Origin of the sequence: Providencia sp. NPDC089933, from assembly GCF_049545585.1 — a bacterium.
Lineage (GTDB): Bacteria > Pseudomonadota > Gammaproteobacteria > Enterobacterales > Enterobacteriaceae > Providencia > Providencia huashanensis.
On the sequence record NZ_JBMWDT010000002.1, the window covers coordinates 378,613 to 403,570 of the forward strand.

Annotated in this window: 18 protein-coding genes, 1 tRNA gene and 3 pseudogenes; 9 read left to right on the plus strand and 13 right to left on the minus strand. The window is 39.3% G+C overall.

Going from position 1 to position 24,958, the window contains the following annotated elements:
- Positions 1-583: 583 nt before the first annotated feature.
- From ACPEH5_RS05400 to ACPEH5_RS05420, 5 genes and pseudogenes are all read right to left on the minus strand, one after another.
- Positions 584-1,420, minus strand: coding sequence for a DUF932 domain-containing protein (locus ACPEH5_RS05400; RefSeq protein ID WP_281110639.1), 837 nt, complete (start codon positions 1,418-1,420; stop codon positions 584-586).
- Between the two features lie 101 nt (positions 1,421-1,521).
- On the minus strand, positions 1,522-1,956 hold the full coding sequence (locus ACPEH5_RS05405; protein ID WP_004927121.1) for an antirestriction protein: 435 nt from the start codon (positions 1,954-1,956) through the stop codon (positions 1,522-1,524).
- A 240-nt stretch (positions 1,957-2,196) separates the two neighbouring features.
- Positions 2,197-2,622: an antirestriction protein gene (locus ACPEH5_RS05410; RefSeq protein WP_113532857.1), complete on the minus strand. Its 426-nt coding sequence runs from the start codon at positions 2,620-2,622 to the stop codon at positions 2,197-2,199.
- A 91-nt stretch (positions 2,623-2,713) separates the two neighbouring features.
- The gene (locus ACPEH5_RS05415; RefSeq protein ID WP_281110638.1) at positions 2,714-3,586 is read right to left on the minus strand and encodes a GTPase family protein; all 873 of its coding nucleotides are present in this window, start codon (positions 3,584-3,586) and stop codon (positions 2,714-2,716) included.
- Positions 3,587-3,986: 400 nt separating this feature from the next.
- Positions 3,987-4,274: pseudogene (locus ACPEH5_RS05420) on the minus strand (transposase); the annotation flags it as partial.
- A gap of 293 nt (positions 4,275-4,567) precedes the next feature.
- Here ACPEH5_RS05420 and ACPEH5_RS05425 point away from each other — a divergent pair.
- From ACPEH5_RS05425 to ACPEH5_RS05455, 7 genes and pseudogenes are all read left to right on the plus strand, one after another.
- The gene (locus tag ACPEH5_RS05425) at positions 4,568-5,503 is read left to right on the plus strand and encodes a WYL domain-containing protein (RefSeq protein WP_281110637.1); all 936 of its coding nucleotides are present in this window, start codon (positions 4,568-4,570) and stop codon (positions 5,501-5,503) included.
- 37 nt (positions 5,504-5,540) lie between these two features.
- On the plus strand, positions 5,541-8,873 hold the full coding sequence (locus ACPEH5_RS05430) for a helicase-related protein (protein WP_210853283.1): 3,333 nt from the start codon (positions 5,541-5,543) through the stop codon (positions 8,871-8,873).
- Between the two features lie 3 nt (positions 8,874-8,876).
- On the plus strand, positions 8,877-9,563 hold the full coding sequence (locus ACPEH5_RS05435) for a DUF4391 domain-containing protein (protein ID WP_210853285.1): 687 nt from the start codon (positions 8,877-8,879) through the stop codon (positions 9,561-9,563).
- A 207-nt stretch (positions 9,564-9,770) separates the two neighbouring features.
- Entirely contained in the window at positions 9,771-11,807 is a 2,037-nt protein-coding gene (locus ACPEH5_RS05440; RefSeq protein WP_210853286.1) for a site-specific DNA-methyltransferase, read from the plus strand.
- A 9-nt stretch (positions 11,808-11,816) separates the two neighbouring features.
- Positions 11,817-14,894, plus strand: a complete 3,078-nt coding sequence (locus ACPEH5_RS05445) for a type III restriction-modification system endonuclease (RefSeq protein WP_210853288.1) — start codon at positions 11,817-11,819, stop codon at positions 14,892-14,894.
- Between the two features lie 73 nt (positions 14,895-14,967).
- Positions 14,968-15,822 (plus strand): restriction endonuclease, encoded by an 855-nt coding sequence (locus ACPEH5_RS05450; RefSeq protein WP_210853290.1) that lies wholly within the window; start codon positions 14,968-14,970, stop codon positions 15,820-15,822.
- Between the two features lie 94 nt (positions 15,823-15,916).
- Positions 15,917-16,296: pseudogene (locus ACPEH5_RS05455) on the plus strand (MobH family relaxase); the annotation flags it as partial.
- Between the two features lie 53 nt (positions 16,297-16,349).
- On the opposite strand, the gene ACPEH5_RS05460 reads toward ACPEH5_RS05455, so the two are convergent.
- From ACPEH5_RS05460 to ACPEH5_RS05475, 4 genes are all read right to left on the minus strand, one after another.
- Positions 16,350-16,550, minus strand: a complete 201-nt coding sequence (locus ACPEH5_RS05460) for a YagK/YfjJ domain-containing protein (RefSeq protein WP_226693778.1) — start codon at positions 16,548-16,550, stop codon at positions 16,350-16,352.
- Positions 16,537-17,163, minus strand: a complete 627-nt coding sequence (locus tag ACPEH5_RS05465) for an inovirus Gp2 family protein (RefSeq protein ID WP_210853292.1) — start codon at positions 17,161-17,163, stop codon at positions 16,537-16,539. Before ACPEH5_RS05465 ends, ACPEH5_RS05460 begins: the two co-directional genes overlap by 14 nt.
- A gap of 374 nt (positions 17,164-17,537) precedes the next feature.
- Positions 17,538-19,046, minus strand: a complete 1,509-nt coding sequence (locus ACPEH5_RS05470; RefSeq protein WP_210853294.1) for a YfjI family protein — start codon at positions 19,044-19,046, stop codon at positions 17,538-17,540.
- A gap of 192 nt (positions 19,047-19,238) precedes the next feature.
- Entirely contained in the window at positions 19,239-19,469 is a 231-nt protein-coding gene (locus ACPEH5_RS05475) for a helix-turn-helix transcriptional regulator (protein WP_166185652.1), read from the minus strand.
- A 357-nt stretch (positions 19,470-19,826) separates the two neighbouring features.
- Here ACPEH5_RS05475 and ACPEH5_RS05480 point away from each other — a divergent pair.
- Positions 19,827-20,460 (plus strand): annotated as a pseudogene (locus ACPEH5_RS05480) (IS1595 family transposase).
- A gap of 107 nt (positions 20,461-20,567) precedes the next feature.
- Here the strand turns inward: ACPEH5_RS05480 and ACPEH5_RS05485 are convergent.
- Both ACPEH5_RS05485 and ACPEH5_RS05490 read right to left on the minus strand, forming a co-directional pair.
- Positions 20,568-21,638 carry a hypothetical protein gene (locus tag ACPEH5_RS05485; protein WP_421667393.1) on the minus strand — a complete coding sequence of 357 codons (1,071 nt, stop codon included), beginning with the start codon at positions 21,636-21,638 and terminating at the stop codon, positions 20,568-20,570.
- Positions 21,639-21,640: 2 nt separating this feature from the next.
- Entirely contained in the window at positions 21,641-22,921 is a 1,281-nt protein-coding gene (locus ACPEH5_RS05490; RefSeq protein WP_154611511.1) for a tyrosine-type recombinase/integrase, read from the minus strand.
- A 103-nt stretch (positions 22,922-23,024) separates the two neighbouring features.
- Between ACPEH5_RS05490 and ACPEH5_RS05495 the strand changes: the two genes are divergently transcribed.
- Positions 23,025-23,157, plus strand: a tRNA-Met gene (locus ACPEH5_RS05495).
- Between the two features lie 452 nt (positions 23,158-23,609).
- Here ACPEH5_RS05495 and ACPEH5_RS05500 read toward each other — a convergent pair.
- On the minus strand, positions 23,610-24,278 hold the full coding sequence (locus ACPEH5_RS05500) for a YoaK family protein (RefSeq protein ID WP_281110634.1): 669 nt from the start codon (positions 24,276-24,278) through the stop codon (positions 23,610-23,612).
- Positions 24,279-24,430: 152 nt separating this feature from the next.
- Positions 24,431-24,958 (minus strand): malic enzyme-like NAD(P)-binding protein (locus ACPEH5_RS05505; protein WP_423727025.1); only part of this gene is annotated, 528 nt, incomplete at its 5' end.

The window sequence follows — 24,958 nt, forward strand, 5'->3', positions numbered from 1 at the left end:
CGCGTTATGTCAGTGGAAGGCATGAAAGATTTGACTCAATCACCTTAATATCACTGACATAAAGATAATTTAGCGTGAGACAGTTTAACTTAATCGATCTGTTTTACCTATCAATAATTAAAATACGATCGGTAATATCGATCATAACTATCAATAAACGGTTATCGATCGGCGTAATCGATCAACTGTTGTTTTGGTGCTTAAATAAGAAAAAGAGTTGATGAGAGAGTGAGTCAAAATAGAAGGGAATAAAATGATGTTTAAAGAATGCTCTCCTTTCTTGAATAGATTAGTGTGCTCGATATTATCAAGTACCAAAATACGGGATAAGTCTTTATGTTAGCGCTAACGCTTTATAAGCAACGCCGTTTACTCATGTTATCGATATGAAAACCGAACTCCGTTAAGACCCAATGGTTTGATGTATTCCATTGAATCATTCCTTTTTTCTCCAGCGAGTTGAGTGTCCTTTTGTTGCAGAGTGAGCCATAATTGAGTTTCACATTACTCAAGGTTTTTAGCTGCCGTTCTGATAATTTCATCGCGTTCACCGTAAGATTCGATTATTTAATGTTTACTGTAGCTATAGTTGTTCGCGTCCAGCAAAATGAGCATGCATTTGTTCTGTCAGTACCCACAACGCTTTATTGAGCTTAATATCCCCATCAATTCCATTCACTGAACGCGTGCGAGCGCGTTTACCTTTGGCATTCCTGCCTGATAATCCTCCCTTGATTAAATTTTCCTGCAAACGTTGGTACACTGTCCAAAGATCGTCTTTTTTATCTTCAAAGCGGCGAGGTTGTAACACTTGAGCTTCAGTTATTGGTTGATGTTCCTCACCAAAGCGATAGGTTAAAGCCGCATGCGCCAAGGCCTGTTGTGCTGGTGGCGGTAATAGTAAGGACTGCATTTGCTCACGTTTTTCAGCGATAGCATCAAACGTATCTAACACTTCGTAAGCCCCTTCAATCACTTTATCGACGACATTACCTTTATGGGGAACTCTGACCTCCCTAAAGGTATCGCCACAAACCAGCCCATTTTGACAAACATAGCGAAAAAAGCCCGGTAACATTTGATAACTACTGGAGCCATCATGGCTATTAAGTAAGATGATTTCAGGCACTTGGCTACCCGTAATTTGGTCATGACGTCGGAGCCGTAACATATGCTTAGTATGATCACGACGGCTGTCATCTCGCACACGAGTTTGGCATGCAAAGAACGGATAAAAACCTTCTTTTTGCAGGCTATCCAATAAGGTAATCGTAGGAATATAAGTATACTTTTCGCTACGAGATTCATGCTTTTCTTCAGAGAACACACTGGGTACTGTGCGAAATAACTCTTCGAGAGTTAACGGGCGGTCACGGCGAATGCTATTCGCCGCACCAAAGCGAGAAGCTAAACGAGACATAGGGGGCCTCCTCAGTGATAACACTGATAAATTAAAATAAGATAAAGGAAATAAGTGAGGTGATAAGCTGGTGGACGCTGTATTAAAGCGTTATCAATAACTTAGTCAATTAGGTGAAAGATTTGTGCTTGCTCGGGATGTTGCATCGCATAGTCACGAAGTTGGTAAAAATACTCTACCAGCACAGAACTCTCGGTTTTAAACGACCAGATGCTATACACCATTAGACAGACTGCGATACCGGCTGCTTCAGGGCTTAACTCAGCCTCGTTACCATTATGAGGGTTAAACATCGGCAAGGTGATTTCAATCATCTCAGGCCAGATAAAAGCCCCCCCATTCGATAACATGGTGAACTCCCAAAACGCGCCCTGATAGCGATGACAGAGCTTCGCCATCATGTTAAAAATATCGCCCTCGATACGTTGCCAATCGGGCACCGTCCCAAAGTAGAAACGCCAGAAGATATGACGGCCACTGGAGTGAACGAGATTGGTTTTGATAACAGTTGATTCTTGCTCTTGTAAGGTAAACATAATAGAACTCCAATTCAGTCGATATTGATAGACAGTAATAAGCAAAAAAGCCCTACACCTTGCGGTGCAGAGCTTTCTAGAAATGATAGGTATATTGAGTATCATTTTTAGTGACTCATTCTGATGATTGATTCACTAAAATAATATAGATATAAAAATAAATGTAAGTTAATTAATGGGTTAGTCTGATGATGCTTTTATAATGAATCAGATAATACGAAGGCGTAAATAAGGACGTGGTTAATCGATTAGATGGAAAATGGCGGAACGTTCTGGGTGTTGCGCCGCATAATCACGCAATTGATAAAAGCGATCGACGAGGATGTCACTTTCCGTTTGAAATGACCATAAGCTGTACATCATCAAACACACGGCAATGCCTGCCGCTTCGCAACTGACGTTGGCTTCGTTACCGTTATGTGGGTTGAACAGCGTCAGTGTCTCTTGAGGTAAATCGGGATAAATAAAGGCGCCACCATTGGATAAGGTACAATATTCCCAATACCCGCCGTGGTAGTCCTCACAAAACTGCCCCATAGTGGTAAAGATGACCACTTCAAAGGTGCTCCAGCCTTTCACGCTTCCGAAGTGGTTGATCCAAAAATCCAGGCGTTGCTCATCGGGAACGAGTGTCATTGTAATTGCACATTCAGTTGAATTATTCATCAGTTGATACTCCAAGAAAAAGAAATAAAAAAGCGCCAGTCCTTAACGGGACTGGCGCTGAGAGTGATAATTAATGGTTTAATGTAAGAGGTTAAAAGAACATTCTCCACAGGGATTTAGCGACGGAGACGATACTGTTTTTAACGGTGCTAACCGTACTTCTTATCAATGGCGGCAAGGGAATGATATTGATTAAGGTATCCACAATATCACTGACACATTGACCAAAATCGTTACGTGCGGTGTTCTCCACCGATTGCGTCCGGTAAGAGGTGTTCAGTTGCCTAGCTACTCCGCTACTGGCTTGCGCCGGTAACGCCTGTATGAGTTGCTCTGCTAATTCAGTGAGTTGGTAGTTTTCGACCGCAGAAACTGTTATCACAGGATGATGCGGCTTAAAGGCGGTTATGACGGCTTGTTGCTTTAATTTTAAGTTATAGGCCTGCTCTGAGGATGGCTGATGCTTGTATTCATCCCACTGGCGACAAGGCTCTATTTTATCGGCTTGGTTCAAGACAAATAGAAATTGACTAGGTTGGTAACCACATTTCTTCGTGAGAAAGCGATAGCACTGTTCATCAGAAGACCATGCTCGGTCATCGGCCTTGAGTACCCAAATGATTAAATCGAATTCTGGTAATAAGTTGCGATAGAGCTGGTGGTACTCTTTATCCCGCTCAAGGCTTTCCCCCACGCCGGGTAAATCTACAAAAGTGAGAGTATGGTTGTTCATCGTCATGCTGAAGCGTTGGGCTTGGCGTGTGCAGCCTGAAACATCACTCACAGGTGATAATGACGATTGAAACAGTGCATTGATCAGACTGGATTTTCCCGCTCCCGTTTTACCCATCAAACCGATGATGGGAGAGTAGTTGATGAGCTGACTGAGTTGGTTGAAAAAAGAGGTTTGGAATGAAGTCGGTAGAGTCGATAGGAGGGTTTTAAAGTGAGCGTTCTGATGCATATTACTCCTTGAAATAAAAGAAAATGATAGCTATTCAAGGAGATAATATATATCTGAGATTTTTTGTAATACTGAGTTGCCCTTATTAAATATATCATGAGTCGCTTACACTAGATTATCTACATGTTCTTTCTATCAGGGATCTCTTTAGCTACCTAATTCTTTATCAAATGGAATAATCAATACTCCTGCTTGCTCAATGAAGATAGTCAGCGATGGGGGGATACGCTTAACTAAGGTTACTCAACAGATTGAATATATCACCAAATTGTGGGGGATTTGAATATAGTAAATAAGATTGATGATGAATAAATTTTTTCATTGATGCTTGTGAAATAAAAATTGGTAACCTGCTACACCTGCTACATGTAGCAGGTGTAGCATATACTTAGAGCCTACCGTCCAGCTGTTTACATGCAAGCAAACCGTTCTGCCAAAAGCGCTCAAAGACACCGGTATCACGCCATTCAAGGAAGCGTCGATGTGTAGAACTCGAAGAACATATCCCGTGGCATTCAGGGCGTTCCACTAACCGCCAGTCCTGAGCAGAAAGAATATGGCATTCATGGCAGCACGGTTTAAACACGTTTACGGTGAGTGCCGCGCGGATGATTAGTTTTGTACTCAGTAATAAGCAGTGCTATTTTTTTCAGAGTTCATCGCTGATCCGTAATCTGCTACCTGTCATATTTTCACCTTCAGAAATTGCCCGTTACGACATTCTGACAATCCCTTCTGGGGTAGGTTTTTAGTCTTCCTTATAAAATAATTTATGATAGGATAAGGTCTAATAAAATTAATTAGGTTGGAGCTTATTCCGTACTTTATATCCATCAGTCCAGCTTCAACCCGTAGAGATGATTGAGTCAGTGTGGATGAATAACTGCGTTGAGCGGATCAGTTTAATGTGATGATGCGATGCTAGTCATGACTTGATAAACAGAGTATTAAGACATTGCTTGAATGGGATAAACAAGACGCATGATAAATGATGGTCTGAAACAAACGGTAGGGGCGAAGTCATATAGGCTTTCGGAGATAGCGCAGTTGCCACAAGCAATCCGGGATCGCATTGCTCACATCGATTTCACCTTATTGTTTAAGGGTGAAGCGGTACGGGCAGATTTAGTCAATCGCTTCAGCATAGCGGCTACACAAGCAACGAAAGACTTCGCGCTATACAGAGTGCTTGCACCAGGTAACATTGAGTATGACCAAAAGCTCAAGCTGCATAAGCGAGGTGAAGCATTTGAACCCTTGTTCGACTACGACGTCGTTCGAACATTGGCGACGATTAGCCAAGGGTTCGGAGATGGCTTTACTGGCAAGGTAAAACCGCCTTTTGCGTGTGAAGCGCCTTATCACCTTAACAAACCGAGTTTATCGATAGTGGCGAAAGTAACCGAGGCTATCCACAAAGGTAAAGCCTTGCGTATCACCTATGTGTCGTTATCGAGAGGTGAAACAATACGTGAAATTGTGCCGCATACGCTGGTGGACAATGGCCTGCGTTGGCATGTTCGTGGTTTTGACCGCGAGCATGGTGAATTTCGTGACTTTGTACTGACTCGAATTAAAGCTGCGGTTGTGCTTGAAGACTCCACTTTGTCTGAAATGGAGCTCGAACCCCAAGACCGGCAATGGAATCGCTTTGTAGAGCTAGAGTTAGTGCCGCATCCTCGTATTGAGCACAGTGAAGCGATTGAGCTAGACTATGGCATGACGGGGGGCGTGATGAAAGTTGAGATTAGAGCGGCAACGGCAGGCTATTTACTCAGACAATGGAATGTGGATTGTTCTTCCAACGCCACACTAAAAGATGGTGGAGCTCAATTGTATTTAAAGAACAGAGCAACACTTTATGGAGTTAAAAACATCATGCTAGCTCCAGGGATTGAAAAAGAACTTGGTAACTAATGCACAAAAACGAACTTGGCGCAGGGTATAAATTTTGATGAAAATAATCGATAACCTTAACAACCTATTAGGTGACGAGCTTCAACAGACGCTGGCACCGAACACAAAGTTAAAGATTGCTGCGTCTTGCTTTTCTATTTATGCGTATGAGGCTCTCAAAAAGGAGTTAGCGAAGATAGACTCACTTGAGTTCATCTTCACATCACCTACTTTTGTCGCGGATGAAGTTACCGATAAATTCAAAAAAGAAAAACGAGAGTTCTTTATCCCCAAAGCTGAGCGTGAACGCAGCCTTTACGGAACTGACTTTGAAATACAGTTAAAGAACAAGCTCACTCAAAAAGCGATCGCTAAAGAGTGTGCAAATTGGATCAGAAAGAAAGCGACATTCAAATCAAACAAAACTGATTCTCCAATGCAGTCGTTTGTTGTGACGGAAGCACCTAGACAGCAAACAGAGACAAAGAGTGCAGTTTTTGCTCCGGTTAGCGGGTTTACGGCGGTTGATCTAGGGTATCAGCGAGGAAATGCTATTTCGAATTTTGTGCAAAAAATCGATGAGCCAAATTTCACAGCCCAGTACTTACAGTTATTCGACCAAATTTGGAAAGACCCTGCGAAGCTCCAAGATGTTACTAAAACCATTTGCGAGCATATAGAGTCTGTCTACCAGGAAAACTCGCCTGAAAAAGTCTATTTCATTATTTTGTATAACATTTTTAATGAATTCCTTGATGATATTACAGAGGATGTATTACCAAATGATCGAACCGGCTATCAGGACACCTTGATTTGGAACAAGCTATTTAACTACCAAAAAGATGCCGCGACGGGGATTATCAATAAGTTAGAGACCTATAATGGCTGCATTCTGGCTGATAGTGTTGGTCTTGGTAAAACTTTTACAGCGTTAGCTGTCATCAAGTATTACGAGCTCAGGAACAAGTCCGTACTTCTACTATGTCCGAAAAAATTGGCGGATAATTGGCTCAACTTTAATCGAAACCTAAAAACAAATATCTTTGCTAAAGACCGTTTTAGTTACGATGTTTTGTGTCACACAGATTTGAGCCGAACCTCTGGCGAATCCTTCGGTACTCCGTTGAATAGAATCAACTGGGGTAACTATGATCTGGTCGTCATTGATGAGTCGCATAACTTTAGAAATAACGATGCAGTGAAAGATCGAGAAACTCGATATCAGAAACTGATGAATAAAGTGATTCGCGCTGGCGTAAAAACCAAGGTGCTGATGCTATCAGCGACACCAGTGAATAACAGATTTACTGACCTAAGGAATCAACTTGCACTGGCTTATGAAGGTGAGTCGAGCAATCTCACAAAGCATCTTAAAACCACAAAAAGCGTGGAACAGATATTCAACCAAGCACAAGCTGCATTTAACGCTTGGTCCAAACTAGACCCAGAGACGCGAACAGCTAAAGCCATTCTCGATGCCTTAGATTTTGACTTTTTTGAACTGCTTGATAGCGTCACTATCGCTCGCTCACGAAAGCACATCACAACTTTCTACGACACAACAGATATTGGCCATTTCCCTGAACGTAACAAGCCAATATCGTTTCATTGTCCGCTTACTACTCGTTCGGATGTAGTAAGCCTGAATGAGATCTTTGAACAGCTTAAGCTACTCAAACTATCTGTTTATGCGCCAGTGAGTTATATCCTCCCGAGTAGATTGAAGAAATACGAGGAGATGTATGACACGCAAGTTGAAGGCGGAAAAGGTAAGTTAAAGCAAAGCGACCGTGAAAAAAGCTTGGTTGCATTGATGACAACGAACCTTCTAAAGCGTCTTGAGAGCTCCGTATACTCGTTCAGAAGCACCTTGCAATCTCTCCATGATAACCATGTTCGTGTTCTAGGTATTATCGACGAATTCTATAAGCGAGACGGGCAAACCGAAGTTAGCAGTCTCGTTGAAGCGCTTGAGTCTATTGAAGCAGATGAAGACGATATGCCTTCTTATCACGATATGGAAATCGGCAACAAGATCAAAATCAAGCTGATGGATATGGATCTTCCATCCTGGCAGCAGGATTTAGATGGTGATTTGGAGCTGATCAAAGGGTTACTAGATTCTGTTAGCAAAATTAAGCCAGAAGAGGATGCTAAGTTGCAGCATCTGAAATCACATATTGCTGCAAAAATAAATAATCCGATAAATCCTGGAAACAGGAAAATCATCGTGTTCACGGCGTTTGCTGACACCGCTCAATATCTGTACGAGCAGTTGTCACCTGTGATGTTAAGCGAGCATAGAATCCATACTGCGATGATCACTGGTGGTGCCAGTTTACCTAAGACCACCTTAAAAACCGGACGAAAAGGTTACGACACACAAGAAGTGCTCACCTTGTTTTCGCCAGTTTCCAAATCGAAAGCAAGTGTATTACCTGACGAACCCGCTGAAATCGATTTGTTGATTGCTACAGACTGTATCTCTGAAGGACAGAACTTACAGGACTGTGATTACTTAATTAACTTTGATATTCATTGGAATCCAGTTCGGATTATTCAGCGCTTTGGGCGAGTTGACCGTATTGGCTCGCCGAATAAATGCATTCAGTTAGTTAACTACTGGCCTGATATATCGCTGGATGAGTACATCAACTTAAAAGAACGTGTTGAAAGTCGAATGACAATTGTTGACGTGACAGCGACCGGTGATGATAACGTTCTAAGTAGTCAAGCGAATGATGTGTCGTACCGTAAAGAGCAGTTAAAGAAACTACAAGAAGAAGTCATCGAGCTTGAAGATTTAAAAACGGGGGTTTCTATCACCGATCTAGGTCTAAACGAATTTCGAATGGACCTGCTAAATCTAATGAAACTCTACGGCGAACCAAGAAATGCACCAAGCGGCATGCATGCGGTGGTTGAAGCTAAGCCAGAATTAGGGTTATTGCCTGGCGTGGTGTTTGCGCTGAAAAACGTCAATAACAGTATCGATAGAGATCTGCAAAACAGGCTCCACCCTTATTACCTTGTCTATGTATCGAATGAGGGGCACATCGTCGCTAATCATTTTGAGGTAAAGAGATTATTAGATTTAATCCGCAGTAGCTGCAAAGGGCAAACAGAGCCGCTCAGTGATATTTGTGCGTTATTTAATCGCCTAACACAAGACGGTCGAGATATGCAGCGTTACTCTCACCTTCTAACCGATGCCATAAAAAGCATGGTTGAAGTTAAGGAAGAAAAAGATATTGATAGTTTGTTCAGTGGTGGCGCTACCTCTGCTTTAGTGAATACATTTGCCGGGCTTGATGACTTTGAATTGCTGGCATTTATTGTGATCCAGCAAAAGCATCTGATGGAGAATAGTGCTCAGGATGAGGTTAGCTAGTTTATGAACTCACCTTGGATATTTCCTGACAACGCAAAGTTCGGTCGAGTCGTGCCTAAGAACAAAATATATGAGCACAGCGCGGCAACCACTGGGTTGAAGTCACTTTTTGTAGAGCAAGTAGATCAAATTCTTTGGGCTTACAAGCTATCGCCTAGCACGCTGAATATTCCCCAAACCAGTGAGGTCAGTGAAATACAGGTTTTCAGTGTGAAGCTTAAAGGTGACTCGATAGACGACAGCGTACTTAAAGCGATTGATTTGGCCATACCTTTTCCCATTCTATTTGAGGTATGGGGTGCTAGTGGTGAGCAAGGCCATTACGCCGCTTGCTATAAGCGTAAGGCAGAGAACGATCAGGCCAAATGGGTTTGTAGCCGTTATTTGTTCTCAGAAACGTTCTATTTAGTTAATGCATCAACAGTAACTTCTGAAGTTTTGGTTTTGCCAACTGCAATCGATATGGCGCAGCTGTATCAAAAGCTTCTTACGCGCTTATTACCCATACCCAAACGAACCGCCGAGAGTATTGAAGAGGTCATTGAACGCTTGATGGCAATTCAGGCATTGGAAAAGCAAATCTCGCAATATAAGAAGAAGGTTCATGCTGAGAAACAGTTTAACCGCAAGGTTGAGCTCAATAAGCAGTTAAAGAATTTAAGGTGCGAGCTTGAAGAGTTACTCGCATAAAGAATATACAGATAAACAATGTTAATCAGTTAAATAGTGCCCGCTTTCATTATGGCCTAAATAGTTGGTGTGGTAGCTAGGCGACAAGTGAGTGAACCCCTGAGCATAGTTTTTCTATGTGATTGGGGTGAATGAACGCAGTTAACAACGCTACCGCGACAAATATGACGGCGATAAATGTAAGGCATCACGCAAAAGGTAAAACACATGGATAAATTAAAGATGCACAGCCCCGACATGACGCAGCAAAACATAGAGAAAATTCAGGCGTTGTTTCCGAACTGCGTGACGGAATCAAATGGTGCTAACGGAGAGCTAAAGCTGGCCATTGATTTTGACCAACTTAAACAAGAGCTATCAAATTCAATCGTTGAAGGCCCGCAAGAGCGCTATCAGCTGAACTGGCCTGGTAAACGAGAGGCACTACTAACAGCGAATGCACCTATCGCAAAAACATTAAGACCTAGTCGAGAAGAAAGTGTCAATTTTGACACCACTGAAAACCTCTTTATTGAAGGCGATAACCTCGATGCGCTAAAGATGTTGCAAGAAACTTATTTAGGCAAGGTTAAGATGATCTATATCGACCCTCCTTACAACACTGGAAACGATTTTATTTACAACGACGATTTCTCTGAGAGAAATGATCTTTTTTTAAAGCGATCAAACCAAGTAGATTCAGATGGTAATCGCTTAGTCGCAAACAGGGATACAAATGGTAGGTTCCACTCTGATTGGTTAACTATGATGTATTCAAGATTAAAGTTAGCCAGAAATTTGTTATCTGATGACGGCGTTATATTCATCCATATAGATGACAATGAGGTAGATTCTCTAGGGAAAATCTGTAGCGAGATATTCGGTGAGCAGAATTTTATAAATATTATTACCGTTAAAACTAAAATAGGTGGAGTATCTGGAAGCTCTGAAGGAAAGAGCCTGAAAGATGCTACTGAATTTATTTGGGTGTATTCAAAAAATAAAGAGTCAACGTTCCTTAACCCAGTTTATATAAAAACAAAACTTTCAGACCGTATCAAGAGTTACGAAGAAGAAGGCAAAAGTTGGAAGTACACATCAATAATCACCAACTTGGAAAACAAAGTTCTTATCAAGGAAGATAAAACTAAAAAAATCAAATTCTATGGATATGAGAATTTGCAAACAATGTCTCTATCAGCATTTGCCAGATCGAAAGGGATCACGATAGATGAAGTTTACAATCAGTTCGCAGATAGGATATTTCGCACTACAAATGCCCAGAGCAGTGTAAGGCAAACTGTAATCAGAGAAACGTCCGGACATGACTTTCCAATGTATAGTTGTGTCTATACACCAATAAAAGGACGTAATGAAGGAACAGAGATTGAAGTTTTTTATAAAGCAGGGTCAACATCAGAACAACGTAACATGGTTATGTTTTTAGCTGACGTAGTAGAAAAAGTTGATAATACCTATTACTACATGGATCGTATTACTACTCTTTGGGATGACATTGAGTACAACAACCTCACAAAGGAGGGAGACACTGAATTTTCTAATGGTAAAAAACCAGTAAAACTACTCCAAAGGTTAATTTCTTTATCGACTGATAAAAGTAGTATTGTATTAGATTTCTTCGCTGGAAGTGGTAGCACTGCCCACTCAGTAATGGCGATTAATGCTGAAGACGGCGGAAACCGAAAATTTATTATGGTTCAGTTGCCGGAAGAGTGTGATACAAAGTCAGCAGCGTTCAAAGCTGGCTACAAAACTATTGCTGAGATTTCTAAAGAACGCATCCGCCGAGCTGGTGCAAAAATATTAGCAGGCGAGTGCCACAAAGACTGGAATAAAGACGTTGGATTCCGAGTACTTAAAGTGGATACCTCGAATATGGCGGATGTTTACTACTCTCCAGATCAAGTTACTCAGGGTTCGCTAGACTTATTGGTAGATAATATTAAATCAGACCGCACTGATGAAGATTTACTCTTTCAAGTACTGCTGGATTGGGGCGTCGATTTAACCTTACCAATCAGAAAAGAAACGATTCAAGGCAAAACAGTTTTCTTTGTTGATGATGATGCATTAGTGGCCTGTTTTGATCTGCGTATAAATGAAGTATTGATTAAAGAGTTAGCCATAAAAGAACCACTTCGCGTAGTATTCCGTGATGACGGCTTTGAGTCTGATGCAGTAAAAATTAATGCCGAGCAGATTTTCAAGCAAGTGTCCCCACATACTGAAGTTAAAGCGATATAAGGAGGGAGTATGAAGTTAAAGTTCAAAGTCCAACCTTATCAAACTGTTGCCGTAGAGTCGGTTGTTGACTGCTTTGCGGGACAACCTAATACCTCCGGCGTAACCTACCGAATCGATCCTGGCGTTGCCAAAGATAAATTTGGCAACGCTGGCTGGGATATGAGCGACCAGGATGGTTTTAAAAATGCTGAACTCGCGCTCACTGAATCGCAGCTATTGCAGAATATCCATGGTGTTCAAAGTAGACAGAACCTCCCTGTTTCAGAAGCGTTAATAAGCAATTCCAGCTCTAAGATTAATCTCGATGTTGAAATGGAAACCGGTACTGGTAAGACATATTGCTACATCAAAACCATCTTTGAGATGAATAAGCGCTATGGCTGGAGCAAATTTATTATCGTTGTGCCTAGCATCGCCATTCGTGAAGGTGTTTACAAGTCGCTGCAAATCACAGGTGAGCATTTTGCTCAGAATTACGACGGTAAAAAGGCACGGTTTTTTATCTATAACTCAAAACAATTGCACCAGTTAGAGAGTTTTTCTTCTGACAGTGGCATCAATGTGATGGTCATCAATATTCAAGCCTTTAATGCGTCAGGAAAAGACAATCGACGAATTTATGAAGAGTTGGATGACTTCCAGTCTAGGCGTCCTATTGACGTTATTAGTGCAAACCGCCCAATCCTGATTTTGGATGAGCCGCAGAAGATGGAAGGCAAGAAGACATTAGATGCCTTAGCCAAATTCAAACCACTGATGGTACTTCGATATTCGGCCACGCATAAGACAACACATAATAAAGTGCATCGCCTGGATGCGCTTGACGCTTATAACAATAAGCTGGTTAAGAAAATTGCCGTTCGTGGTATTTCAGTAAAAGGCTTGGCGGGAACGACAGCCTATCTATATTTGGAATCCATCGAGATCTCGAAAAAAATGCCAGTGGCTCGTATAGAGATCGAGGTTAAACAACAAAATGGCATCAAACGCATACCCAAGAAGGTTACTAAGGGCGATAATCTTTTTGATCTTAGCAATGGTCTGGACCAGTACCGTGACTTTGTGGTTACTGATGTCAACGCGATTAACGACACGGTTGAATTCAAAAATGGCCATGTTTTAACCGCGGGCGATGCCACGGGAGACGTGACCGAAGAGACAATTCGCCGCATACAGATCCGCGAGACAATTAAAGCGCACCTTGAAAAAGAAAAAACACTTTTTAGCCAGGGTATAAAGGTTCTCTCTCTATTCTTTATTGACGAAGTCGCAAAGTATAGGGATTACTCTCAAGCGGATGAGAAAGGTGATTATGCTCGCGTCTTTGAGGAAGAGTACTCCTTGCTTGTACAGGAGTATCTTGATGAGTTGACCCTTTTACCGAGTGAGCAGAATGATGCCTATAAAGCCTATCTATCGGCCATTGAAGGCTCTAGAACGCATAATGGCTACTTCTCAATTGATAAGAAATCAAATCGTCTTCAGAACCCTGGCTTTAAAGTTCGTGGTGAAGATGCCGGGCTATCAGACGATGTAGATGCCTATGACTTGATTCTAAAAGATAAGGAAAAGTTACTGTCGTTTGAAGAGCCTACTCGATTTATCTTTTCACACTCGGCCTTACGCGAGGGTTGGGATAATCCAAACGTATTTGTCATGTGTATGTTGAAACACAGCGACAATACTATCTCTCGTCGTCAAGAAGTTGGACGTGGTTTACGTCTGGCCGTCAATAAACATGGTGACAGACAGGACCATCCGGCAACTGTGCATGAAATTAATGTTTTGTCGGTGATTGCAAGTGAAAGCTATAAAGACTTTGTCACGAATCTGCAAAAAGAGATCAGCGAGTCTCTCTCTGCGAGACCTAGAAAAGCAGATGAAGCTTATTTTACGGGTAAGATAATTACAACGGCTGATGGCCCGGTAGAAGTAACACCTGTCATGGCTAAGCAAATTTATAAGTATTTGCTTAAAAATGATTATACCAATGACGCTGACGATTCAATCGCGCCATCATTCCACCAGGCTAAGGCTAGTGGGCAGTTAGCGCCAATGCCTGCTGAGTTAGAGCCTTACCGAGAGCAAATATTGACCCTGATTGACGGTGTTTATAGTGAAGCGCAATTGCCAGGTGTTGGTGATGATCGTAAACCTAAAAACAATCCTTTGAATGCTAATTTTGATAAGAAAGAGTTTCAGGAGCTTTGGCACAAAATCAATCGCAAAGCGGTTTATAAGGTTGATTTTGATTCGTCTGAGTTGATTAAAAATTGTATTCGAGTGCTCAATAAAGAACTTAAGGTAACGCCTCTTCAATACACCATTCAAGATGGTGTTCAATTGGATGGCATTACCGACGAACAACTCAAAGCTGGACAAAGTTTCAAGGTGAAAAACACTGAGACTGAAACTCATCAATCGAGCATTCATTCTGCTGTTCGTTATGACTTGGTTGGTAAGTTGGCTGAAAATTGTGTGCTGACTCGCAAAACAGTCGCCGAAATACTGATGGGTATAGAACCTGTAGTATTTGCACAATTTAAGCAGAACCCTGAGCATTTTCTCGCTGAGGCTTCACGCCTTGTGAAAGAGCAAAAGGCATCTGTGATCATCGAGAAGCTATCATATGATCCAACGAACGAATCTTATGATGTTGATATATTCACGGCAGAGCAAAAAATCACTGATATGACAAAAGCCGTTAGTGGCGTTAATAAGCATATTTATGATTATGTAGTCGTTGATTCACAAGGTATTGAGCGGGACTTTGTTACTGAGCTCGATACAAGCAAAGAAGTCGTGGTTTATGCAAAACTGCCTCGTGGTTTTCTGATACCGACGCCTGTTGGCGACTACAACCCTGATTGGGCGATTTCTTTCAAAGAAGGAAGTGTTAAACACATTTACTTTATTGCTGAGACTAAAGGAACGATGTCTTCGCTTGAATTGCGTGGCATAGAAGATCGCAAGATTGAATGTGCTCGGAAATTCTTTGAAAAAATTAATGCAGAGATCACGAGTGAAAACGTCAAATATGATGTTGTAACGAGTTACTCGAAATTGATGGAAGTCGTAAACGGTTAGATATTAATGTCACCAATATGGGCTGCTCTTTCTAGGATGGGAAGCCCATTTTTGATTTTGGATGGGATCTTTTATGGTTACTTTTGACCAGCTGATGCAGCCACTCATCATCGCCCTGAACAATCTTGGCGGCTCAGGCAGTATTGATGAAATATACGAGGAGGTCGTGGAGCTAGAAAAGTTTGATGAGCAGACTTTAGCCGTGTTGCATAACCCCGAAAAGAGCAGCCAAACAGAGGTTGGTTATCGATTGGCTTGGGCGAGAACCTACCTCAAAAAAGCAGGATATCTTGAGAATTCATCAAGAGGCGTTTGGGCTTTGACTGATAAAGCCAAGCAAAATGCTAAGCTGGATAGTCGAGAGATTGTGAACTTTGTCAGAGAGCTTGACCGAAAGCCTGGGGGGTCAAAAAGTTCTTCTTCAGAGCCAGAGCTTTCGTCTAATGATTCACCAGAAGAAGCTATGGCTTGGCGTGAAAAGTTACACCATGTACTCATTGAAGAAATGAGCCCTGATGCTTTTGAGCGGTTAACACAGAGGTTATTGAGAGAATCAGGCTTCATTCATGTTGAAGTGACTGGTCGCACGGGGGATGGTGGTATCGATGGCAAAGGAATTGCCCGAATCAATGGTTTGATGAGTTTTCATATTGCCTTTCAGTGTAAAAAATACAAAGGCTCAGTTGGGGCACCAGAAATCCGAGATTTCAGAGGGGCAACAGTAGGACGTTCAGATCGTGGGATGTTTATAACAACTGGCAGCTTTACAAAAGCAGCCATTGAAGAAGCCAACCGTGATGGTGTTGCTCCGATTGACTTGGTTGATGGTGATCAGTTAGCCGATAAGCTCAAAGAACTTAGTTTAGGTGTTAAAACAGAGTTGGTTGAAAAAGTAACAGTTGAACCAGACTGGTTTTTAAGTCTTTAGCTCTATCATCGCTACAGATAAGTGCAAGTTTCTTGCGACTATCTAACAACCTAATTGTTAGTGAACCTTCACACTATCGTGTCGGAGGTTCACTATGTTCAAAAACCTATTTTTTCAAGCCAAAGCATTACCAGAGCTGTCATCTCAACTAGATACAGAAATTCCACGCTACTCGCCATTCCTGAAGGGGGTGCCAGCTGCGTCACCCGAGGATTTGCAGTCCACACAAGACGAGCAAATTGCCAAACTGCTCCCAGATACTTGGTTTTAATCTGCTTGATTTCCAAAGGCTCATTCAGCCTTGCATTGATCATTGTGGTGGATTTTTTGAAGATCATTGACACCAGTGGCAGACCTGTTGAGAAAAAAGAGCTTGAACCAAGGTGGCGTGTTGCAGTGGCCTTCGGCGTTTTGTTCCATGATATTGGTAAGCTCGTATCAGAATATTCCCTAACAGACGAGGATTGCGGCTATTAGTGGAACCCTTTTAAAAGACAGGTAGCGGGCGCTACCTGCCTAAGTCGCTTCTAGTACTGACTATAGCCTATCGTACGGTAATTCGAACTGTAGTGTTTAGAATATTCTTTAGCTAGGTAATTTAATCGTTCTATTACGGTATTATAGTCATCGCTAAAGGATAAGGCTTCTCGATTTAAACAGTACCGACAGTTCTCAGGGTAGTGAACTATCGTACTGACATCATCCTTATTACAATTATGAAAGGCTATAACCTATGCTACGTGAATTCGCATTATAATGTTTCGAGTGCTCTTTCGCTAAGTAGCTTAGCCTATTCATCAACATCGCTCGATCCGCTTCAAACGTTAAGGAATTCTGATTTAAGCAATACTTACCGTTATTAGGATAGTGTACTAATGCGCCAGTCGGGTCTGAGATAGGGTCTAATTGGAGCTGTAACGCACTGTACCACGCTGTAGTAATCATCGTCCGTAAACTAGGTTCATCTAAGTTATAGTCTCCTAGGTGATAGTAGGCGTCTTTATTGAAGATTAATACACAGTGGTAGTGAGGGAGCTCAGAACTGGATTGTTCTTTTACCCATACGTAACGCAATCGGTTAAGGTAAGTACGTTGACCTTTTCGCCTTTTACTGTATTGATAATGTTTAAGCTTAGCGTTTAATGAATCAATGAAACGAGACATCACTTTATCTAGGTTAATAAAGCAGGTTGGCATATCCCCGTGGTTATCTATGACAGGAAACCGTAAGTCTACACGTAATGCCATAATACGTGTATAGTCAGTTAAGGAACGGGTTAAGGTCTTTTCTATGATTCTTATATAATCAGGGTTATAAATGGAATCGTTATCATTAGACATAAGTTTACCTTAGAGCCATGGATAATGGCTCAGTGATTAATTTAAAGGGTAGGGTATAGGTAATGAGGGTTACCTATACCCAGTTTGCGTTAATGGTTAATTCGATTACAGACCTAATGATGAATATGTATTTATAGTGATATTCACTAATAGGATTATATGGCTAGTAGATATATACCAGTTAATTAATAGATCTATATATGGGATATTAGATTAAATAGATCAGTAATAGATTAGAAGTATATTACCTATCCAACATCAATAATATCACTCAGCCCCCTTTATATCAGAGTTGATTAACAAATAACCACTCTGGAGTTAATGCGTATAACTAGAAAAAATAAGGATTTAAATGTAATTCTATGCAATGATACCTAACGTTTCACTGTAAAATCTTGGTTTAAATAATTTTGACTGCCTATTGCCTCCATCATGGGAATGTACTCAGAAGGTCCATCTTTAACCTGTAATAAATCATTTAAATCAAATCGGTAAATATACGTTGTTTTATTTTTTTTCTTTGAAAAGAATTCAAGTCTAGATGCTAATATAAAAAGTGATTTATCCAATCTTTTTGAGTCCCTTAAACTGTTAGGGCCATATTGTCGAATGTAGTTCTTATTAATTTCTTTTATATTATTTTTATCAAAAAAATTATTTAGCCATACAGATAGAGTATCGGCATCTCGATTAGCTACGGAGATTTCATCATTAGCTGGAAATAACTTTAGTTGTTCAAGATAAAACCAGTGAACTAGTTTTCCCGCAGATTGTAAGCTATCTAATGAGATTAATTTTTTATCATATGAAAAATAATGTATTATCGCTGCTAAGCGGAGCCAATGCTCAGCCATTTTAGAGCCAAACTCCTTATGGTGATAAAGTGTGCCTGATTCCATCAAATTTTTCTCTATATCATTATAAGTATCAATCCAGTGAGCTTTTGCTTCGTCAGAAAGGGATAGGTTATATCTTATATTAATTCTATTGCGATTTTGTATTGTTGTTAATGATAATATTTCTGTTAAGCGATGATGAAATTTAGTTAAATATTCAGAGTATGATGTTGTATCTGTAATTATTCTATAACCTTGGGTTGATGCTGGTTGGCTAATCAAACATCGGGCAAAAAAGCCAATATCTTTAGCTTTATCTCCCTTTTTTTGTATAAATTCTTTGAATATAGTAGGTTGAACCATTAAGGATAATGTCATTCTTGCATCTTTAATATATTGATCTTCTTCACTCTTACGAGAGACAGAAAATGGGCTCCCATCCCACATCTTATTAATGAAGCCGAGCTCATTCAGAGCTCTCCCCTCGAAAACAACTCCTGCTTCATCTGACATCAAGCCTATGGAATTAGAGCCTTTGCTGAGGTGATCTTTAATTGCTTGTGGTGTCGCATCATTAAAACAAAATTTATATAGAATGGGCTCTTTGGGCTCAGAATTAGACAAAACTTTAAATTGTGCCTCAAAATCAGATAGGTCATTACCTTTTTGGTATGCGGTAGTAATGAGTTTAGATAATGACTTTTTCTTGAGGTCAAATAACTTTTTATCATGGCGATAAGCACTCATTTCAGTTTGATATTTTTGATTAAGTTCAGCCTCCATTTGATAAATGGGTTTCATGAATAGTTTATCGACGGTACTTTTCCTTTCCCCTGATTCAGCTAAAGTTAGAAAAAAAAGAGAGACAGGCATACTATCATTATTATATCTCAAAACGTTGATTTGGTTCTGACAAGCTAAAGACATAACTCCTAAAGCAGATACAGCAATTAAAGGAATGGGCGCTTGGGTATTTTTGTGAACTTCATTAATGGCATCTTTGATAATGTTCGGTAGAGCATCAATGGGGAATGTATTTTTATTCATATTTAAATTTCTCTATTTAAAACTAATTAAGTTAACTGCTACTCCTGCTATTAATAGCAGAAATAGCAATAATCAGAATGGTAAAAAAAAGATAAAGTTACCCTGATAAATAATTAATCAAAAAATACTTGATAAATTTATTTATTCAATTTAGTCTTTATTTAATTAATACAGCTATGACTAATAGGAGCCTTACTTTTCATTAATCCATATCAGTAAATCACTTAACAACCAGGCACAGGATTTAGGGCCAAGCTGCTTACGTTTAGGGAATTTACCTTCCCGTTCCAGTTTCCATGTGGTTGTGCGGGATATCGATGTGATTATTTTTCGCTCTTTTTCACGAACTAGGCGATCACGAGGTTCTCCATAACGTTTAAGAAGCTCCATACGTAACGTTGAGTTTGGGGTATTTGTATTCATAGTGATTCCTTAGTATTTGCTAAAAGTGGATTAATCATTACAGATAGAAATACCTAAGGAAATGGTACTAAGCTTTTATTAGCAAGATAATATAGAATTATTAATAAAGTATTTAAACTCATTGATTTAAAAGGAGTTATTATTGGTTATGTTAAAAAATAAGATAATCCTAGTCTCACAGAGTTAGTTTTTATCTTGATAATATCACTCATTTAAAGTGTGGATTTTTGTTTGAGTATAGGCTGAAGTAAAATAAAACTTTGGATACTATGAAACTATCTCGTTAGGGCATCGTTTATGAATAAATATTTTATGATTGGGGCTGTGCTAAATAGCTAAGGTTATAAGGACCGTTCTATAAGAAAAAGTAGGCTAGTCTGTGCAAACAGAAACTGCTATTTAAGCTATTTATTGAAGGTACTTCGGTACGAATTGCCGCAGAGTTAGTTGGTGTCCACAGAAACACAGCCGCTTACTATTTCCATCGCCTCAGAGTGCTGATAGCTGAGCACGTTGATAAGCACACTTGGTTTGATGGCGAGATTGAATTGGACGAAAGTTATTTTGGGGGCGTCGTAAAGGTCAGCGCGGTAGAGGGGCAGCTGGGAAAGTGCCTGTTTTCGGGCTTCTCAAGCGTGGTGGCAAGGTTTATACCACGGTCATACCCGATGCTAAATTGAGGACATTACTGCCAATAATTGAGTCAAAAATTTACCCTGACAGCATCGTCTACACAGATAATTTTGCCAGTTATGACGTACTGGATGTGAGCGATTTTAAGCATTACAGGATCAATCACAGCACCCAGTTTGTCGACAAAAAAGACCGGCAAAATCACATCAATGGCATAGAGAATTTTTGGAACCAAGCGAAGCGTCACATGCGTAAATTTAACGGTATTCCGAAGGCTCATTTTGAGCTGTATTTAAAAGAGTGTGAATGGCGATTTAACACACCTAGTGCAAAACAACAATTAACTATGCTAAAATAGATAGTTAAAGGTAAAATTTAAACCTTATCTAGGACAGCCCCTTTAATTTAATCCTCTGTAAATTGATTTATACAGCTCCCAGTCGTGAAGAAACTGGGAACTGTTAATTAAATTAATTTGTAGCGTTTTAAATTTTTCATCCAATACATGATAATGACTTCATTGATTTTTAGTTTTGATCTTAGCTCTTGGGGGATATTTTCAATTATTTTTTTTTGACATATATCATCGGTATAATGCTTACAAATTATAGTATATAAAACTATATATGCTAGTTGTGATCTTCGTTTAAACATTTGATTATCAAACCAACGCTTAATAGATTCTTGTTGTATATGATATTCTTTATTTTTTAATTCGTAGTATTCGTTTGATAATGTTGTGGCTATTGATTCATAATCAGCATTCTCTTGATTTAAATAATGTTTCTTTAGTAAATAACCAATGAACTTCATTGTGATTTCGTTCTTGTCAAGGCTTTTACTTTCCAATTTTATTTTTTCTGTTTTTTCTGTTTTTTCTGTTTTTTCTGTTTTTTCTGTTTTTTCTGTTTCTTTAGGGCTACTAGGGGGATTTGACACTCCCACTTTTTTTACAGTAGGATTTATTCCATATAATAATTCAACTGCACATAAGTTTACAAACAAATTATATTTATTTACCTTCAATCTATTTTCTAGTTCAAAATCAAAGTTTCTTCTATCTATTCTATTTTTTATATTCATTAAATCTGTTTGTTCAGATAAATCCTGCTCATCTTTTATAGCAAAAACTTGGCAAACTTGATGATACTCTGTACAGTGGTGACCCAATCCCATGTAGCGATTTAAAAGAAATGTGGGGCAATCATTATTTATAGGAGGCAAAATAACCCAGAATCCAGATGCCTGACCTTTTATGATGTTGCTGTTTGGAACATCTTCAATCGTTGTATTATCATATTTAAACTTTCTAATATCTTCAATACCACTAACTTCAGGTGGAAAACTTGGAGAGCAATATTTTCCATCAATTTCAGGTTCTAAAGGTGAACGACATTTTAAATAACCTACTTCATTATCAAAGTTAACATATAAATTAATATTATACTTTCGCCAGTTCGCTAATACTTCATCAGCTGAAATACCCGTTTCTAGCTCTATATCTTTTAAACATTTAAATTTATTAAGATTATTCATGGCTACTCACTTATATTACCAAAAAGATTTAGTTTTTCTTCCCATTTAGTCAAGGCTACGCGTTTTTCGTTTAGATAATCATATCTATCATAATGCTTAGAACTGACGTCATTTAAAGCATGATTTTGAATTCTATCACGGATTTCTTTGCTTATACCAATCTCTCCCATTAAGGTCTTACAGGTTCTGCGAAGGTCTCTTGCTGTGAAGTGTTTAAAATCTGGATGGTATTTCCTAAAGTAGCCAATTGCTTGTGCTAGGCTATCTGTTCTTGTTGGTCTTTTTCCATCTTTAGATAACGGAAAAATATAGTTACTATTGAGGTGAGAGGTGAGTTTTTGGATAGCTTCAAGCTCTGATAGTGCGGAATCTGTGAGAGGAATAAGGTGCTCGCGCTTATTTTTGGAAATATCAGATGTAATAAGTAGTGTTTTAGTTTTCCAGTCAATATTACCCCACTGACTTGCAATGAGTTCATAAGGTCGCTGTCCGCCTGTAAATATACATAGCCTAATTAAGTGTTGCATGAGGATACCAACACCAGAGGTTTCAGCTATTGAATTCATGATAAATGATAGTTCTTCCCAGTTTAACCATGTATTACCGACTTTTTCGGCAGCTGATTGTTTAGGTATCATTGAAACAGGATTTGACTCTAATCCAAATGTGATACCATTATTTGCATTCATAGGGTCGTTATCAGCCTTAATCCCAAAGTTAAAAGCAGCCATTAAATATGAACGTATCCGATTTGAATGTACAACCGCCCCACGTTGGATAATAGTACTTAACAGGTTTTTAATTTGGATTGGTGTTACATCCTTTGCCTTTGTGCCTCTAGGGATCTGCTCATAGCATTCTTTTTCCAGCCTTTTTAAGACATCTTGCCATGTACGTTTATTATCTTGTTTCATTTTATTAACATAGCCATGTATCAATTGCTCAAAAGAACCTTGGCTATTATTAAATTGGGCTAATTGCTGTTCTTCCTTTTTAAGGATATCTAATTCATTGGTTGGATCTTTACCCTCGCTGAGCCATAAACTATATGTTTTAGCAATTTCATTTGCAGTCGCTAGCTTCATTTCAGGCCATAGGCCAATTTGGATAAACTTTTCTTTTTTGCCTTTGTTTACATAATAGCGAAAGTAGAATACTTTTTTCCCAGAGGGTTGTACTTTGATACCAATGCGCCCAGTACCTCTCTGTGAACTTTGGTGCCAAGAATAGTAGGCTGAGGTTTTAGGCTTTAAAGCACGAATGGCTGTTTCGGTTAAATTCATTTGATTATCACCAACAAAGTAAGAGACCTGATTATTATATCAGGTCAGGTAATGGGTCAGGTAGCGTTTGAACAATTAGGTATTAAAATAAACGAATGAGAACGGCTTTTTATTTTAACAGTATGAATTTTAATAATAAAAAAACAGATTGAGAACAATTTAAGAAATGTGAGAACAAGTATTATGCATGACTCATAATCGATTGGTCACTGGTTCAAGTCCAGTAGGGGCCACCAAATTTTAGCTGTTAAATCAGCGCATTAAGCCACTTTTAACGAAGTGGCTTTTTTGTATCTAAAAGCCAATGGCGACAAAGAATATGAATACTTTTTTATTTCGTGGGGTAGCGCTGCATCTGCGCCGCGCTGTTGATGTGATCCAATGAATTGAGAGTGGGCACTATTTATCTATCAACGTTGAATTATTTTTATTCATTCCTTTTAGCACATTAATAGTGGCTATGTATGCGTAAAATCGGAAATTTTCTGAGCAATTTTTCAGAATAATAGACTCAGCTAAATCCACTTTACTTTATTTTTTGTCAAAGACTGTCCCCCCAACTTCGGATTAGTATTATTTATTTTATGGCTTAATCAATTGATATATATTAAAAAATAATCTTGTGCATAAAAACATAGCCCCTACATAAAGGTTCTGATTTAAAGATGCCTTTAGAAGGGGAGGGATTTTACAAGCTGCGTTTTTTATTTATTAGTAAACTATAAATTAGAGCGATTAATAATAGCGCTATGACGCTTGAAAAGCCTAAAAAATGGTAATTTACTGACAAAAAGCCTCCCGCTAGTGCACCGATAATGAATGAGATAATAAAGAGAAATAGGGTTATTCTTTGGATATCCCCATTTTCATTTCTTTTTATTATCGTTCCAATCCAAGAGGTTGTCATACCTGTGATATAGGTAGAATGAATGCTGACACTACCAACTTTATTGAAGAAACCATTTTGTAACCCCATTGATAGGCTGATCAAAAAGACGGCGATATTCATGGAATAGAAAGCAGGTAGAAAAAAGTAGAGTGAAAAAACGATTGCAAATAAGATAAATTCAAAGCTAATAATTAATGAATAGGCTAAAAGTGAAGCAGTTTTTGTTCGAATATAGCTACCTGATAATGTACCTAAGAAAACACCACATATAGAAACAATTGAGATGAAGAGCATATTCCAATTCATTTGAGAGATGTAAATCATGCTCAGTACGCTGTTTCCCGTGAGATGTCCGGTAAATACACCAAAAATAACAAATGAGCTTGAGTCTACAAAACCACCAATAAACGTTAGCAACAGAAAGAAAAGTGGATGAGTGTGTGGTTCAAGGTGTGAAAATAACTTCATTATCAATAACCTTAGTAAAATGAAAGAAACCCGACATCTGATTAAAGATGTCAGGTTTTATTTATAAACAGTACTCAATGTTCTTTAAGTGACAATGAGGAAACTAATAACATATTAAATTATTTAGGGTATCAATATGATTATTTAAATAATTAAATAGCTTCTACCGGTAAGTATACTGGCCACCATGCAGCAGTTCTAACAACTTCCACTTCTGAAAGTGTTGGGTCCACTTTTGCCACGCCTTGCGATTTTGCCATTCTCATCACTTCTAATGCCACGATACTGGATGTAATACGCAAATCTTCGTTAGATGGCAATAATGATGCGCCTTGCGCTCCTAGAGTTGCTTGACTTGCGACCGCTTGTACTGCAGAGAAAATCATTTCGTCAGTAATTTTTTCAGCTTGCGATACAATGGCTCCAAAGCCTAGCCCTGGATATAATGCTGCGTTGTTTGCTTGACCAATCTTGTAGCAAACATCTTTATAAATGACATCATCAAAGGGGGCGCCTGTTGCAACAAATACGCGACCATCAGTCCATTCGATTAAATGTTGTGGTGTTGCTTCGTGTAATAATGTTGGATTCGATAAAGGGAAAATAATTGGATGTTCAACATTACTTGCCATGTTACGCACGATGCTTTCGGTAAATGCGCCTGGTTGGGTAGATGTACC

What these genes read in the sequence shown, in the direction of transcription:
- ACPEH5_RS05470 (WP_210853294.1), bottom strand. Translation starts at nt 19,046, where the DNA reads ATGAATAAAAATACATTCCCCATTGATGCTCTACCGAACATTATCAAA.
- ACPEH5_RS05415 (WP_281110638.1), bottom strand. Translation starts at nt 3,586, where the DNA reads ATGCATCAGAACGCTCACTTTAAAACCCTCCTATCGACTCTACCGACT.
- ACPEH5_RS05500 (WP_281110634.1), bottom strand. Translation starts at nt 24,278, where the DNA reads ATGAAGTTATTTTCACACCTTGAACCACACACTCATCCACTTTTCTTT.
- ACPEH5_RS05430 (WP_210853283.1), top strand. Translation starts at nt 5,541, where the DNA reads ATGAAAATAATCGATAACCTTAACAACCTATTAGGTGACGAGCTTCAA.
- ACPEH5_RS05490 (WP_154611511.1), bottom strand. Translation starts at nt 22,921, where the DNA reads ATGAATTTAACCGAAACAGCCATTCGTGCTTTAAAGCCTAAAACCTCA.
- ACPEH5_RS05405 (WP_004927121.1), bottom strand. Translation starts at nt 1,956, where the DNA reads ATGTTTACCTTACAAGAGCAAGAATCAACTGTTATCAAAACCAATCTC.
- ACPEH5_RS05465 (WP_210853292.1), bottom strand. Translation starts at nt 17,163, where the DNA reads ATGTCTAATGATAACGATTCCATTTATAACCCTGATTATATAAGAATC.
- ACPEH5_RS05410 (WP_113532857.1), bottom strand. Translation starts at nt 2,622, where the DNA reads ATGAATAATTCAACTGAATGTGCAATTACAATGACACTCGTTCCCGAT.
- ACPEH5_RS05450 (WP_210853290.1), top strand. Translation starts at nt 14,968, where the DNA reads ATGGTTACTTTTGACCAGCTGATGCAGCCACTCATCATCGCCCTGAAC.
- ACPEH5_RS05445 (WP_210853288.1), top strand. Translation starts at nt 11,817, where the DNA reads ATGAAGTTAAAGTTCAAAGTCCAACCTTATCAAACTGTTGCCGTAGAG.
- ACPEH5_RS05435 (WP_210853285.1), top strand. Translation starts at nt 8,877, where the DNA reads ATGAACTCACCTTGGATATTTCCTGACAACGCAAAGTTCGGTCGAGTC.
- ACPEH5_RS05475 (WP_166185652.1), bottom strand. Translation starts at nt 19,469, where the DNA reads ATGAATACAAATACCCCAAACTCAACGTTACGTATGGAGCTTCTTAAA.
- ACPEH5_RS05400 (WP_281110639.1), bottom strand. Translation starts at nt 1,420, where the DNA reads ATGTCTCGTTTAGCTTCTCGCTTTGGTGCGGCGAATAGCATTCGCCGT.
- ACPEH5_RS05440 (WP_210853286.1), top strand. Translation starts at nt 9,771, where the DNA reads ATGGATAAATTAAAGATGCACAGCCCCGACATGACGCAGCAAAACATA.
- ACPEH5_RS05425 (WP_281110637.1), top strand. Translation starts at nt 4,568, where the DNA reads ATGATAAATGATGGTCTGAAACAAACGGTAGGGGCGAAGTCATATAGG.
- ACPEH5_RS05485 (WP_421667393.1), bottom strand. Translation starts at nt 21,638, where the DNA reads ATGAATAATCTTAATAAATTTAAATGTTTAAAAGATATAGAGCTAGAA.